Origin of the sequence: Pseudomonas sp. 50_B (assembly GCF_017491625.1) — a bacterium.
GTDB classification, from domain to species: domain Bacteria; phylum Pseudomonadota; class Gammaproteobacteria; order Pseudomonadales; family Pseudomonadaceae; genus Aquipseudomonas; species Aquipseudomonas danubii.
Map to the genome: position 1 here is coordinate 85797 of NZ_JAFGYX010000018.1, position 15033 is coordinate 100829.

Below are 15033 nucleotides of genomic sequence, written 5' to 3' on the forward strand. Positions count from 1 at the left end.
CGATGAATGCCCCTGCCGGCCTGCAGCATCATGAAAGCCGTATCGACACCTGCGTCATCCGCGCCCGGCAAGCCCATGTCCTGCAACGGGTACCGATTTTCGTCAGTGCTCTGTGCCGGGTGCGCCAGGGCGAGAAACGCATGGAGTGGGACGACCGCCAGATGCGCGTGGGCGGCCAGCACCTGATCCTGCTGCCGGCGGGACGCGAAGTGGGCATCAGCAACTATCCGGGCGCGCAGGGTCACTACATCGCCGATGTCGTGACCTTTCCTGCCCCGGCCTTGCGGGCGTTCAGCCTGCGCTACCGCCAGCAGATCATTACCCGTCCCGGGCGCAGCGGCGCGGACCTCTGCGTCCCCCTGGAGCGGCACACCGCCCTGGCCTGGGACAACCTGCTGGAGTGCATTGCCAGCGATGCACCGGACGCCCTGCGCAGCCACTACGGCGAAGCGGTGCTGCTGGCCCTGGCCCTTGGCGGCTGGGCCGGCCCATTGCTACTGGATCGTCACGACCCACTGTGCGAACGGGTGCAACAGATCCTCATGAGCAACCCGGCGCGGGACTGGACAGTAGCCTGCGTCGCCGAGCGCCTGAACCTTGGGGCTTCCACATTGCGTCGCCAGCTGGCGAACGAGAATGACAGTTTCAGCAACATCCTCGAGAACGTCAGGCTGGGCCTGGCCCTGCAGTGGCTGCAAACCACGCCACGCCCCATCGGTGAAATCGCCGCAGCCAGCGGCTACGCCTCGGCATCACGCTTTGCGGTGCGCTTTCGCAAACATTACGGGCTTTCGCCCCGAGAACTGCGGGCAGCGATCTAGCCAGCGCGCATCACTGCGACAGGCCATCCATCACCGCGTCGATGAAGGGCGCCTTTTGCGCGAGATACTCGCCAATGCCCTCGCGATTGCCGGCTTCAAGCCGAAGCTTAAGATCCTGATACTGCTGACGGATGCCGCTGTCCTGACGCAACAGATCACGAAAACGCAGCATGCGCCCGATCTGCTCATGACCACAGATGCAGACATGCACTTTGTGGGTGCGCACGCCCTCGACATCGCGGCGGTAAAAGTGATGCCCCGGGGACAGATCACTGCCCCGGACATAGCCCAGGGTCGCCATGAAGGCGTTGCGCGCAACCTCATCCCGATGCTCCACGACCACTACCAAAAGATCGATTTCCGGCTTGGCCGCCAGCCCAGGCACAGCCGTGCTACCCACGTGATGTACCGCTATCAGTTCGCAACCGAAACCTTTGGCTAGGCGCCCCTTCTCAGCACTGAATGCACCAGGCCACTGATCGTCATAGAGGGAAATCTTACTGGTAAGCGCCATGACCACTCCTTGATGCAAAGGCGTTGGATATTCCAGAAACGAACCGCACGGGCTTGCTGGACAAGGGATTAGCGAACCAGAAATCGGGCGCACGACAAAAAACACGCCAACAGGGATGCTGCGCGGCTTCGAAGACTTTCAGGTGCTTTAATAATTTTGATCAATCTCGCTGAGGACCAACGAGAAGCGTTATGGAGGCAACCCCACCAGCCACACCCCGGCACACAATGTTCCCGCTGTGGCTGCTGCCTTCCGGCTCTGACCAGGTTCACGGGTAATCGTTGCGGGGGGACCGATGGGGTCACCATAACGACGTTCGCCTGACGGCGAGCCGCGCCATTGTACCTATCTGAGTTGAACTTACAACCGCTCGTTGCAGATTAAAAAATCCGATGAGCTTCAAGCACTTGGATACACCTCTGGGTAAAAGCCTTCCCCCACCGCCTGAAGGACGGTGGAGTCAGTCCAGGGACAGCACTTCGTCGGCGCGGCCGCCTTCTTGCTGGATCACCAAATGAATGAAATGCAGCTTGGCAATCACCGCCGGCGACAGGATGAAGGGGTAGAAATCCGGCTGGCCCATGCTGCGGGACAGTTCGTTGAGCATGCCAGCCAATTCGATCCAAGCGTTGACGAAGGCCAGGAACGCCGGTCCGCCAGGATGCTGCGGGTCGTACAGGCTGCTCAGGGGAAACGGCTGGTAGTCGAGATCGACGTCGCGGGCACTCATGCCAAAGCCCAGGGCGGTGTCCACCGCGTCCATCATGTGCAGGTAGTGAGCCCAGGTTTCCGCCCAGTCCTCCCAGGGGTGCATGGTGGCGTAGGCACTGACGTGACTTTGCTGCCAGCCGTTTGGCGCGCCCTGCTGATAGTGCTGCTCCAGAGCCTCGGCGTAGCTGTAGCGCTCGTCGCCGAACAAGCTGCGAAACGACTCCAGCCAGGGGCTGTTGGCAATCAGCCGATCCCAGTAGTAGTGCCCCACTTCATGGCGAAAGTGCCCAAGCAGGGTGCGGTAAGGTTCGTGCATCTGCGCCCGCACCCGCTCGCGATGGGCATCATCGGCTTCCTTGATATCCAGGGTGACCAGGCCATTGGCATGCCCGGTAATCGGCGTCCTTCCCTCAAGATCAACACCAAGGAAGTCGAAAGCCAGGCCCCGCTCTTGGTCGTCGCTCTTGGGGATCACTTGCAGCCCGAGGGCGATCAGTTGGGCGACCAGGCGGCGCTTGGCGATTTCCACTTTGCGCCAGCGCTCAGGATTCTCCGGGACGGACAAGTCGGGGATCGTGCGGTTGAGGCTGCAGGCTACGCACAGATTGCCGGTCAGGTGGGCCGGCAACAGCCAGTTACAAGCGGCGGGCGTATCGAGGTTGGCGCAGCGCTTGAAGGCACCCGCCTCAGGCTCGGCATCCAGCACCCAGGTCCCGGCGGCGGGCACTGGCTGCAGGGACGACAGACAGCCTGATTGCGGCGCATAACCGAGCAAGGCAGAGCACGCCAGGCACTGGCTGTTGCGAAAGAACAGCGACTGCCCACAGCGGCATGACCAGAGTTTGCTGTTGCGTGAGCGGTCGCCGACGAAGGGCGCGGCAATCCGGGAACTGAGCTGCTCGAAGAAACGGTACATGACGCATCCTCCCTGGGGCTTGCCAAGACTAGATCATCCTGGCTGCCTCATCGTTCCCTCGGCCTGTCAGGAGCCGGCTTGCCGGCGAAACCATCGCTGCCCAGCCGGCTCCCAAGGATCACGCGGGGATGGGGATGCCGTGGTCGACGAGAAAGGCGACAAAGGCCGCTTCATCCAGGACCTTGAGCCCCAGCTCATTGGCCTTGGCCAGTTTGGAGCCGGCTCCGGGGCCGGCGACGACGCAGTGGGTTTTCGCCGAAACGGACCCCGCCACCTTGGCCCCCAGGCTTTCCAGCTTTTCCTTGGCCACATCGCGACTCATCAACTCCAGGGACCCGGTGAGCACCCAGGTCTTGCCAGCCAACGGCAGGCCTTCAACCACCTTCTTCTCGCTCTGCCAATGCATGCCAAAGGCCTTGAGCTGCTCTTCGATGGCCTGGGCCAACCGGGCATTGGCCGGGTTGTCGAAGAACTCCCGCACCGACTTGGCCTGCTTCTCCGGCAGGGCCTGGCGCATATCCAGCCAGTCAGCCGCAATCACGCCCTGCAGGGAACCGAACTTGTCTGCCAGTTTCTGCGCCGCACCCGGCCCCACCGAGGGGATATTGAGCTTGTCGAGCATGCCGCCCAGCGTGGTGCTGGCGGCAAACTCTGCCCCCAGCTCACCCTGATCCTGCAACACCAGGCCGCATTGATCCTCGGCCAGCAAGGCACCAATCACGCTCTGGTTATGACTGTCTTCGAAAAAGCTGTGAATCTCGTGGGCCACTTCCAGCCCCACATCCGGCAGGTAGGTCAGCACCTGGGGCAAAGCCTGCTGGACCCGTTCCAGGGTTCCCAGGGAACGGGCCAGGACCTTGGCGGTTTCCTCACCCACATCAGGAATACCCAAGGCATAGATGAAGCGAGCCAGGGCCGGACGCTTGCTGTCCTCGATGGCCTTGAGCAGCTTGTTGCTGGAAACCTCGGCAAAACCTTCCAGATCGATGATCTGTTCGTACTTGAGCTGATAAAGATCCGCAGGCGAAGCAATGAGCTTTTCGTCCACCAGTTGCTCGATGGTCTTGTCCCCCAGGCCTTCGATGTCCATGGCTCGACGGGAAACGAAGTGGATGATCGCCTGCTTGAGCTGGGCACCGCAGGCCAGACGACCAACACAGCGATACACCGCGCCTTCGCTGACGGTTTCCCGGCCCTTGCTGCGCTTGACCAGTTGCGTGCGTTCGACATGAGAGCCACAGACCGGGCAGCTTTGCGGAATCTGTACCGGCCGGGCGTTTTCAGGGCGACGCTCAACGACCACCTGCACCACTTGCGGGATCACGTCACCGGCGCGGCGGATGATCACCGTGTCGCCGATCATCAGCCCCAGGCGCGCCACCTCATCCATATTGTGCAAAGTAGCGTTGGACACAGTGACTCCCGCCACCTTGACGGGCTTCAGGCGTGCCACCGGCGTCACGGCGCCGGTGCGGCCGACCTGGAATTCCACATCCAGCAACTCGGTGAGCTCTTCCATGGCCGGGAATTTATGGGCAATGGCCCAACGCGGCTCCCGAGCACGGAAGCCCAGTTCACGCTGAGAGGCGATGCTGTTGACCTTGAACACCACACCGTCGATCTCATAGGGCAGCGCATTGCGCCGCTCGCCGATCTCACGGTAATAGTCCAGGCATTCATCAACCCCTTTGGCCAGGCGCAGCTCACGACTGATGGGCATGCCCCACTGCTTGAGTTGCTCCAGGTTGCCGATATGCGTGTCGGCAATGTCGGCACTGACTTGGCCCAGGCCGTAGCAGCAGAACTCCAGCGGCCGGCTGGCAGTGATCTTCGAATCCAGCTGGCGCAGGCTACCCGCCGCCGCATTGCGCGGGTTGGCGAAGGTCTTGCCGCCCGACTCCAGTTGCGCCGCATTCAGGCGCTCGAAACCGGCCTTGGACATGAAGACTTCGCCGCGCACTTCCAGGGTCGCCGGCCAGCCGCAGCCTTGCAGCTTGAGCGGAATGTTGCGCACGGTACGCACGTTGACGCTGATGTCTTCACCGGTGGTGCCGTCGCCACGGGTGGCGCCACGGACCAGCACACCATCCTGATACAGCAGGCTGACTGCCAGGCCGTCGAGCTTGGGCTCGCAGCTGTACTCCACCGCCGCACCGCCACCAAACAGATCGCCCGCCGGCAGGTCCAGGCCCTCGTTGACTCGGCGATCAAACTCGCGCATGTCGACTTCTTCAAAGGCGTTCCCCAGGCTGAGCATGGGGATTTCATGGCGCACCTGGGTGAAGGCCGAGAGCGCCGCGCTGCCCACACGCTGGGTTGGAGAGTCACTGGTGACCAGCTCCGGGTGCTCGGCCTCCAGGGCCTTGAGCTCGTGGTACAGGCGGTCGTACTCGACGTCCGGAATGCTCGGTTCGTCCAGTACGTGATAACGGTAGTTGTGTTGGTCCAGCTCGGCGCGCAGCTCAAGAATGCGGGTTTCAGCGGCGGTCATGGGGGTTCTCTCATAAAGCAAAAGAGCAGCCTAGGCTGCTCGATCTGAAGATGGGGGCGTGGGCTTCGCTGGCAAGCCAGTTCCTGCACAGTCAGCTCCTGCGAGAGGAACTGACTGTGGAAGCTTAGCGCTTCTGGGTCAGAGCGCGGCGTTCGAATTCGACGATACGCTGGCGGTAGTGCTCGATGGTCTGGGCAGTCAGCACGCTGCGCTGGTCGTCCTTGAGTTCGCCATTGAGCTCCTGGGACAGCTTGCGCGCCGCCGCCACCATCACGTCGAAGGCTTGCTTCGGGTGACGCGGGCCAGGCAAGCCGAGGAAGAAGCTCACCGCCGGAGTGCTGAAGTGATCGATATCATCCAGATCGAACACGCCGGGCTTGACCGCATTGGCCATGGAGAAAAGCACTTCGCCATTGCCCGCCATGCTTTCGTGGCGGTGGAAGATATCCATCTCGCCAAAACGCAGGCCACTTTCAAGGATGTTCTGCAACAGCGCCGGGCCTTTGAAACCGGCGCTGTCGCGGCAGATCACACTGATCACCAGCACTTCTTCGGCCTGCGGCTGTTCCTTGTCGCTGTGACTGGCAGCCTTGCCTTCATCCGCCGGGAAGTCATCGTCGCGGCTACTGAAGCTTGGGCCGCTATCCAGATCCAGGTCCAGATTGAGGTCACCCTGATGAGGCTCGCCCCCACGCTTGCCGCGCTTGGACGAAGAACTATCCCGAGGCTCGCGGGCAGGCATGCTCACCGACGGCAGATCGTGCTCGTCCAGTTGCGGTTCTTTATGAGTATCCAGCACCCGAGGCGGACCCAGGAGTTCGGCACTGCCTTCATCGTCCGGCAGATTGGAAAGACTTCGATCAAGACGGAACTTCAACTTCCCCTTGCCGCCGCGCATACGTCGCCAGCCATCAAAAAGAATACCGGCGATAACAATAATGCCGATGACGATCAGCCACTCGCGCAGACCGATTTCCATGTAATCCCGTGCCTCTATAAAAAATGCTGAAAAATAAGGGGTTTACAATCTGCAAACCGCTTTAAAACGTGGCGCCAACTCTATGTTCTGAATGGCGTTTTGCCCACGCATAGGAAAAATTGACATTAAACTAGCACGACCAAAGGCAACTTTACACCGTCTGTCGCAACGGTTACGGCCAATATGTCGATTGGCCAGCTTGGTAATGGGAAAAATCCCCCGGCTTGCCGTCCAATAGTCGCCTTAGTCGCACGGACTCAAGCGTCCACCATCGCCATCGCCTCCTCGACATCCACGGCTACCAGGCGCGAACAACCGGGTTCGTGCATCGTCACCCCCATCAACTGATCGGCCATTTCCATGGCGATCTTGTTGTGGGTGATATAGATGAACTGCACAGTCTGCGACATCTCTTTAACCAATCTTGCATAGCGTCCAACGTTAGCGTCATCCAGCGGCGCGTCAACTTCATCGAGCATGCAGAATGGCGCCGGATTCAACTTGAAGATGGCGAATACCAGGGCCAAGGCAGTCAATGCCTTTTCGCCCCCCGAGAGCAAATGAATGGTGCTGTTCTTCTTCCCGGGAGGACGCGCCATGATCGTTACCCCTGTATCGAGTAGATCTTCGCCCGTCAGTTCCAAATAAGCGCTGCCGCCACCGAAAACTTTTGGAAAGAGTGCCTGCAAACCGCCGTTGATCTGATCAAAGGTATCTTTGAATCGATTGCGGGTTTCCTTGTCGATCTTGCGAATCACGTTTTCCAGGGTTTCCAGGGCCTCCACCAGATCGGCGTCCTGGGCATCCAGATAGCGCTTGCGCTCGGACTGCTGCTGATACTCGTCGATGGCCGCAAGGTTGATTGCGCCCAAGCGTTGAATTCTTGCCGCAATGCGCTCCAGCTCTTCTTCGGCGGCCTGCTCGCTGGCCTCCCCGGTCAGGGTCGCCAGCACGCCGTCCAGGTCGTAGCCATCGGCCAGCAACTGCTCCTGCAAGGTCTTGCGGCGCACGGTCAGGGCTTGCCATTCCATGCGTTGCTGTTCGAGCTGGCCGCGGATCAGTTGGGATTGCTGCTCGGCCTGGTTACGGCGCTTCTCGGCATCGCGCAGTTCGCGATCGGCATCTTCCAGGGCGATCTGCGCGGTCTTGAGCTCGACATCTACGGTCATGCGCTTTTCCAGCAGCTCTTCGAGCTTGAGGCGCAGTTCTTCCAGCGGTGCCTCGCCCTCCTCCAGGTTGAGGCTGAGCTGTTCGCGCTTCTCGGTCAGGCGCTCGGACTGCAGCTCCAGGCGCTCCAGGGCCTGACGCGTGGAATCGTGCTGGGCCTTGAGGGAGCCCATGCGCACCGCCAATTGATGAGCGTGATCCTTGTGCTGGCGTGCTTCCTGGCGCACCCGATCAAGGCGCTCGCGCAAGCTGTCGCGCTGGGCCAACAGCAGCTCACGCTGCTCGGTGTCCAGGGCCATGCTGTCGAGGGCCTCCTGCAATTGCAGGCGCGCCTCGCCCACTTGTTCATGCTCCAGCTCACGCTGCTCGCCGAGCTCTACCAGCTCTTCATCGAGGCGGGTACGACGCAGATTCAACTGCTCGGCCTTGGCCTTGCCGGCGGACAGCTTGGCTTTCAATTCACCCTGCTGGCGAGCCTCATCCTGCAACAGGCGACGCAAGTGTTCGCGACCGTTCTCCTGCTGACGTTGCTGGGCCCGCAGGTTGAGCAATTGACTCTCCAGGGCTTCGACACTGGCTTCGCGCTCATCGCGCTCCAGGGTCAGTTGCTGGATTTCCTGGCCTCGCGCCAGCACGCCACTTTCCGCTTCGCTGGCCCGCCGTACCCGCAGGAAATGCCGGCCGACCCAGTAGCCGTCGCGACTGATCAGGCTCTGCCCGGCTGCCAGTTGCCCACGCAAGGCCAGGGCCTGTTCGAGGTTTTCCACCGGTTTGACCTGCCCCAGCCAGGGCGACAGATCGACCGTGGATTCCACCTTGTCCAGCAAGCTGCCGGGCATGCGCAGCGCATCGTCTTGCAGGCTCAGCAGACGCAGGTCGCCTTGCTGGAAACCGGCCAGATCGATACCGGTGAAATCATCCACCAGCACCGCTTGCAGATCGGCGCCAAGCACGGTTTCCACCGCCAGCTCCCAGCCCGCCTCCACCTGCATGCCATCGGCCAGGCGCGGACGCTCGGCCAACTGCTGTTCACGCAGCCACTGTGCAGTACCGGTGCCCGGGTCCAGCGCGGCTTGCTGCAGGGCCTCCAGAGACGCCAAGCGGCCATTGAGCCGCTGCAATTCACCCTGGGCCTGCTGCTGGGCCTGGGTCGCCTGCTGCAATTGCTGGCGCAGTTGCTCCAGGCGCTCGACCTGGGATTCCTCACTGGCTTGCAGGTCTTCCAGAGTTGCTTCGCTGGCGGCCAATTGTTCGTTGAGTTCGAGGATCGCCGCGTCTTCCGGGTCGGCCGAGAGCAATTCGCGCTCCTCCCCCAGGCGTCGCTGACGCTCGGCCAGCCGCTCCATGCTGCTTTCGAGCTGCTGGATGCGCGACTGCTGCACTTCCGCCTGGCGCCGCGGCTCGGCGGAACTCAGGTTGAAGGCGTCCCACTGCTCCTGCCAGCCGTGCATGGTGGTTTCGGCTTCTTCCAGGGTCGCGGCGGCTTCCTCGGCGGCGGCTGCAGTGACCTCCTGCTCGGGCTCGAGCATGGCCAGCTCTTCCCCCAGGGTTGCCAGCAAGGTGCGGTCGTGGCCCAGGTGTGACTCGGTCTCCAGGCGCGCACGCTCGGCTTCCTTGAGATCATCCTGCAATTGCCGCAGGCGCTGCTGGCCGTGCTGGATGCTTTGCTCGACCCGGGCAATGTCGCCGCCCACCGAATAGAAGCGCCCCTGCACCAGATTGAAGCGCTCGGACAATTCATGGTGACCGTCACGCAAGCGTTCGATAGCAGCATCGGCATTGCGCTGCTCAGCCACCAGGGCCTCGAAGCTGACTTCCTGGCTACCGATCACCGACTCGCGCTGGCCGACCTGCTCATTCAATGCCTGCCAGCGCAGAGCCGACAGTTGCGCCTTGAGCTGGCGCTCCTCGGCCTTGTATTCCTGATACTTCTCGGCGGCCTGGGCCTGGCGATGCAGGCGTTCCAGCTGACGCTCCAGCTCTTCGCGCAGATCGGTCAGGCGGGCGAGGTTCTCATGGGTGCGGCGGATGCGGTTTTCCGTCTCGCGCCGGCGCTCCTTGTACTTGGAGATGCCCGCGGCTTCTTCAATGAAGTTGCGCAGGTCCTCGGGCTTGGCCTCGATCAGCTTGGAGATCATGCCCTGCTCGATGATCGAGTAGCTGCGTGGCCCCAGGCCGGTGCCAAGGAAGATGTCGGTGATGTCCCGACGGCGGCACTTGGCGCCGTTGAGGAAATAGCTGTTCTGGCTGTCGCGTGTGACCTTGCGGCGAATGGAGATCTCGGCGTAGGCCGCGTATTCGCCCACCAGGGTGCCGTCGGAGTTGTCGAACACCAGTTCGATACTGGCCTGGCTCACCGGCTTGCGACTGGTGGAGCCATTGAAGATGACATCGGTCATCGACTCGCCACGCAGGTTTTTCGCCGAGCTTTCGCCCATCACCCAGCGCACGGCGTCGATGATATTCGACTTGCCGCAGCCATTGGGCCCCACCACCGCCGCCATGTTACTGGGGAAGTTCACCGTGGTCGGATCGACGAAGGACTTGAACCCCGCCAGCTTGATGCACTTGAGTCGCACGCTTAAGCATCCGCCAACGCAGACACCACCAGATCGCTGCTGCGCTGGGCGTAGGCCGTCAACACCTGGCGGATCTGCTCCAGATCACGGGCCAGCACTGCGGCCAGCAACTGCTCGAACAACTCCAGGTACTCGCTCATCGACGCCTTGCGCTGCTCCAGTGCCAGGTAATAGGCACGGCTCATGGCCGGCTGCAGATTCTCGACGGTTTCCTGCAGGTAAGGGTTGTTGGCAAAAGGATAGGCCGCGCGCATCACGCTGAAGCTGTCCTCGACGAAGGCCCGGATGTCCTGGCGCTCGTAGGCACCCTCCAGACGCTGCTGGATCTGCAGGAACGGCGTCATGTCGCTCTGCTGCACCCAGCCACTGGCCACGCAGTTGCCCAGCAGGATGTACAACTCGCTCATCAGGGTGCAAAGACTGCGGACCTTGTGCTCGGTGAGCTCGGTCACGTGGGCACCACGGCGCGGCAGGATGGCAATCAGATGGCGGCGCTCAAGAATCAGCAAGGCCTCGCGGACCGAACCACGACTGACATTGAGGGCCAAGGTGACCTTCTGTTCCTGAATGCGCTCTCCAGGCTTGAGATCCCCGCGAATGATACGTTCGGCGAGGTGGTGAGCAATCTGCTCGGCGAGGCTGTCCGGCGCCTTGAACGTCATGGTTTTCCTTCAAATCTTTAATCGGCACAAGCGGCGCAGTGTAGCGCAATTGCTACCTCATCGCGGAGTGCTCCGACAGGGGAATTTGGCATGAAACAAGCAGATTGATGTTGATTCAAGGGTTTCTCAAATGCCGTTCATACTTGAAATGTTGAGCACAGAAATTTCCTGACCCAAAGGTCAGAAAATCATTGACCGAAAAGTCAGACATGACTAAATTCGGCTCAGTTCGCTTAACAACAATAAAGAGTCTGCGAGGCCTTCCGTGATCCAGTTTTTACTCAACCAGGAACTCCGTAGCGAGCACGCCCTGGACCCAAACCTGACCGTGCTCAACTATCTGCGCGAGCACCTGGGCAAACCCGGCACCAAGGAAGGCTGCGCCAGCGGCGACTGCGGCGCCTGCACCGTGGTGGTGGGCGAGTTGCAGGTGGATGCCCAGGGCGGCGAATCCATTCGCTATCGCAGCCTCAACTCGTGCCTGACCTTCGTCTCCTCCTTGCACGGCAAACAGCTGATCAGCGTCGAAGGCCTCAAGCACCAGGGCCAACTGCACAGCGTGCAGCAGGCCATGGTCGAATGCCACGGTTCACAATGCGGCTTTTGCACCCCGGGCTTCGTCATGTCGCTGTTCGCCCTGCAAAAGAACAGCAGTGAACCCGACGCCCACAAGGCCCATGAGGCCCTGGCCGGCAACCTGTGCCGTTGCACCGGCTACCGGCCGATCCTCGCTGCTGCCGAACAGGCCTGCTGCGGCCAGCAGAGCGATCAGTTCGACGCCCGCCAGACCGAGACCATCAGTCGCCTCAAGGCCATCGCTCCCAAGGACACCGGTGAACTCAACAGTGGCGACAAGCGCTGCCTGGTGCCGCTGACCGTGGCCGACCTGGCCGACCTCTACGACGCCTACCCCCAGGCACGGCTGCTGGCCGGTGGCACCGACCTGGCCCTGGAAGTCACCCAGTTCCACCGCACCCTGCCCGTGATGATCTACGTCGGTAACATTGCCGAGATGAAGCGCGTCGAACGCTTCGACGATCGCCTGGAGATCGGCGCGGCCACGGCCCTCACCGACTGCTACGACGCACTGCGCGCCGAGTACCCGGACTTCGGCGAATTGCTGCAGCGCTTCGCCTCGTTGCAGATCCGTAACCAGGGCACCCTGGGGGGCAACATCGGCAACGCCTCGCCCATCGGCGACTCACCGCCCCTGCTGATCGCCCTGGGTGCGCAGATCGTACTGTGCAAGGGTGAAGTACGCCGCACCCTGGCCCTGGAAGACTATTTCATCGATTACCGGGTCACGGCCCGTCAGGACAGCGAGTTCATCGAAAAGATCATCGTGCCCCGGGCCAGCGCCGAACGGCTGTTCCGTGCGTACAAGGTCTCCAAGCGCCTGGACGACGATATCTCTGCGGTCTGCGCGGCATTCAACCTGCAGATTGAAAACGGCGTGGTCAGCGACGCGCGCATTGCCTTCGGCGGTATGGCGGCGATCCCGAAACGAGCCAAGAGCTGTGAAACCGCACTGATTGGCGCGCCCTGGAACCTGTCCACGGTGGAGCGCGCCTGCGCGGCCCTGGCGGAGGATTTCACCCCGCTTTCGGATTTCCGTGCGAGCAAGGAATACCGCCTGCTGAGTGCGCAGAACCTGCTGCGCAAGTACTTCATCGAACTGCAAACACCGCACATCGAGACCCGGGTGACCGCTTATGTCTAATCATCACAAAGTCGAGAAGACTCAAGCCGAACTGACGGCCCTGTTTCACCAGGACCTGACCACGGGCGTTGGCCGCAGCGTCAAGCACGACAGCGCCGACAAACACGTGTCCGGCGAGGCGCTGTATATCGACGACCGCCTGGAATTCCCCAACCAGTTGCACGTCTACGCGCGACTGTCGGACCGAGCCCATGCCAAAGTCATCAGCATTGACACTGGCCCCTGCTACGCCTTCGAAGGCGTGCGCATCGCCATTACTCATGAAGACATTCCCGGCCTCAAGGACATCGGCCCGTTGCTGCCCGGCGACCCGCTGCTGGCCATCGATACCGTGCAGTTCGTCGGCCAGCCGGTGCTGGCGGTGGCCGCCAAGGACCTGGAAACCGCGCGCAAGGCGGCCATGGCCGCGATCATCGAGTACGAGGACCTGGAGCCGGTGCTGGACGTGGTGGAAGCCCTGCGCAAACGCCACTTCGTGCTGGACAGCCACACTCACCAGCGAGGCGATTCCGCCGGCGCCCTGGCCAACGCCGAACACCGCATCCAGGGCACGCTGCATATCGGCGGCCAGGAGCATTTCTACCTGGAAACCCAGATCTCCTCGGTGATGCCCACCGAAGACGGCGGCATGATCGTCTACTGCTCGACCCAGAACCCCACCGAAGTGCAGAAACTGGTGGCGGAAGTGCTCGACGTGTCGATGAACAAGATTGTGGTGGACATGCGGCGCATGGGCGGCGGCTTCGGCGGCAAGGAAACCCAGGCCGCCAGCCCCGCCTGCCTGTGCGCGGTGATCGCCCGCCTCACCGGCCAGCCCACCAAGATGCGCCTGCCCCGGGTCGAAGACATGCTCATGACCGGCAAGCGTCACCCGTTCTACATCGAATACGACGTGGGCTTCGACAGCAACGGCCGCCTGCACGGCATCCAGCTGGAACTGGCGGGCAACTGCGGCTGCTCACCGGACCTCTCGGCGTCCATCGTCGACCGTGCGATGTTCCACTCCGACAACGCCTACTACCTGGGTGATGCCACCATCAACGGCCACCGCTGCAAGACCAACACTGCCTCCAACACCGCCTACCGCGGTTTCGGCGGCCCGCAAGGCATGGTTGCCATTGAAGAGGTGATGGACGCCATCGCCCGCCACCTGCACCTGGACCCGCTGGCGGTGCGCAAGGCCAACTACTACGGCAAGACCGAACGCAACGTCACCCACTACTACCAGACCGTCGAGCACAACATGCTCGAAGAGATGACGGCCGAACTGGAAGCCAGCAGCCAGTACGCCGAGCGTCGCGAAGCCATCCGGCTGTACAACGCCAACAGCCCGATCCTGAAAAAGGGCCTGGCACTGACCCCGGTGAAGTTCGGCATCTCCTTCACCGCCAGCTTCCTCAACCAGGCCGGCGCGCTGATCCACATCTACACCGACGGCAGCATCCACCTGAACCACGGCGGCACCGAAATGGGCCAGGGCCTGAACGTCAAGGTGGCCCAGGTAGTGGCCGAGGTGTTCCAGGTGGACATCGAGCGGGTACAGATCACTGCCACCAACACCGACAAGGTGCCCAACACCTCACCGACCGCGGCATCCAGTGGCGCCGACCTCAACGGCAAGGCCGCGCAGAACGCGGCGCAGACCATCAAGTCGCGCCTGGTGGAGTTTGCCGCGCGCAAGTACCAGGTCAGCGAAGAGGATGTGGAATTCCACAACGGCCACGTACGGGTCCGCGACCATATCCTGACCTTCGAGGAACTGATCCAGCAGGCGTATTTCGCCCAGGTGTCGCTGTCCAGCACCGGTTTCTACAAGACCCCGAAGATCTACTACGACCGCAGCCAGGCTCGGGGTCGGCCGTTCTACTACTTCGCCTTTGGCGCAGCCTGCGCCGAGGTGATAGTCGATACCCTGACCGGCGAGTACAAGATGCTGCGTACCGACATCCTGCACGACGTCGGTGCCTCGCTGAACCCGGCCATCGACATCGGCCAGGTGGAAGGCGGTTACATCCAGGGCATGGGCTGGCTGACCACCGAAGAACTGGTGTGGAACGCCAAGGGCAAGCTGATGACCAATGGTCCCGCCAGCTACAAGATCCCGGCGGTGGCTGACATGCCCCTGGACCTGCGGGTCAAGCTGGTGGAGAACCGCAAGAACCCGGAAGACACGGTGTTCCACTCCAAGGCCGTGGGCGAGCCGCCGTTCATGCTTGGCATCGCTGCCTGGTGCGCCATCAAGGACGCAGTAGCGAGCCTGGGCGACTACCGCCATCAACCGCAGATCGATGCCCCGGCGACACCGGAGCGAGTGTTGTGGGGCTGCGAGCAGATGCGTCGCTTGCAGGTGACCAGGGCCGCGGATCAGCAAGTCGAGCTGGCGCCGCTGTAACGGCCTTCACGGGCAAGCCCGCTCCTGCACCGCGCCCGTAGGAGCTGGCTTGCCGGCGAAGCAGCCCGAACAGACCACCAA

The 15033-nt window shown here is 62.0% G+C and carries 9 protein-coding genes and 1 other RNA gene; 3 read left to right on the forward strand and 7 right to left on the reverse strand.

Annotated elements, in window-relative coordinates; genetic code table 11:
• Window positions 1–2: 2 nt before the first annotated feature.
• Window positions 3–821 (forward strand): helix-turn-helix transcriptional regulator, encoded by an 819-nt coding sequence (locus J5M73_RS23005; protein ID WP_207816211.1) that lies wholly within the window; start codon window positions 3–5, stop codon window positions 819–821.
• Window positions 822–831: 10 nt separating this feature from the next.
• Here the strand turns inward: J5M73_RS23005 and J5M73_RS23010 are convergent, their stop codons facing one another.
• From J5M73_RS23010 to J5M73_RS23040, 7 genes are all read right to left on the reverse strand, one after another.
• On the reverse strand, window positions 832–1335 hold the full coding sequence (locus J5M73_RS23010; RefSeq protein ID WP_207816212.1) for a GrpB family protein: 504 nt from the start codon (window positions 1333–1335) through the stop codon (window positions 832–834).
• A 201-nt stretch (window positions 1336–1536) separates the two neighbouring features.
• An RNA gene (gene ffs / locus J5M73_RS23015) (signal recognition particle sRNA small type) lies at window positions 1537–1633 on the reverse strand.
• A 162-nt stretch (window positions 1634–1795) separates the two neighbouring features.
• Window positions 1796–2962: a putative zinc-binding metallopeptidase gene (locus J5M73_RS23020; RefSeq protein ID WP_207816221.1), complete on the reverse strand. Its 1167-nt coding sequence runs from the start codon at window positions 2960–2962 to the stop codon at window positions 1796–1798.
• 118 nt (window positions 2963–3080) lie between these two features.
• Window positions 3081–5453, reverse strand: coding sequence for an NAD-dependent DNA ligase LigA (gene ligA / locus J5M73_RS23025; protein ID WP_102863824.1), 2373 nt, complete (start codon window positions 5451–5453; stop codon window positions 3081–3083).
• A gap of 124 nt (window positions 5454–5577) precedes the next feature.
• Window positions 5578–6432, reverse strand: a complete 855-nt coding sequence (gene zipA, locus J5M73_RS23030; protein ID WP_102863825.1) for a cell division protein ZipA — start codon at window positions 6430–6432, stop codon at window positions 5578–5580.
• A gap of 257 nt (window positions 6433–6689) precedes the next feature.
• Window positions 6690–10178: a chromosome segregation protein SMC gene (smc, locus tag J5M73_RS23035; protein ID WP_102863826.1), complete on the reverse strand. Its 3489-nt coding sequence runs from the start codon at window positions 10176–10178 to the stop codon at window positions 6690–6692.
• Between the two features lie 2 nt (window positions 10179–10180).
• On the reverse strand, window positions 10181–10840 hold the full coding sequence (locus J5M73_RS23040; protein WP_102863827.1) for a GntR family transcriptional regulator: 660 nt from the start codon (window positions 10838–10840) through the stop codon (window positions 10181–10183).
• Window positions 10841–11105: 265 nt separating this feature from the next.
• Here J5M73_RS23040 and xdhA point away from each other — a divergent pair, with 265 nt between their 5' ends.
• Window positions 11106–12560: a xanthine dehydrogenase small subunit gene (xdhA, locus tag J5M73_RS23045; protein ID WP_102863828.1), complete on the forward strand. Its 1455-nt coding sequence runs from the start codon at window positions 11106–11108 to the stop codon at window positions 12558–12560.
• Complete coding sequence (xdhB, locus tag J5M73_RS23050) at window positions 12553–14952, forward strand: xanthine dehydrogenase molybdopterin binding subunit (protein WP_115581941.1); 2400 nt, start codon at window positions 12553–12555, stop codon at window positions 14950–14952. Before xdhA ends, xdhB begins: the two co-directional genes overlap by 8 nt.
• Window positions 14953–15033: the final 81 nt, after the last annotated feature.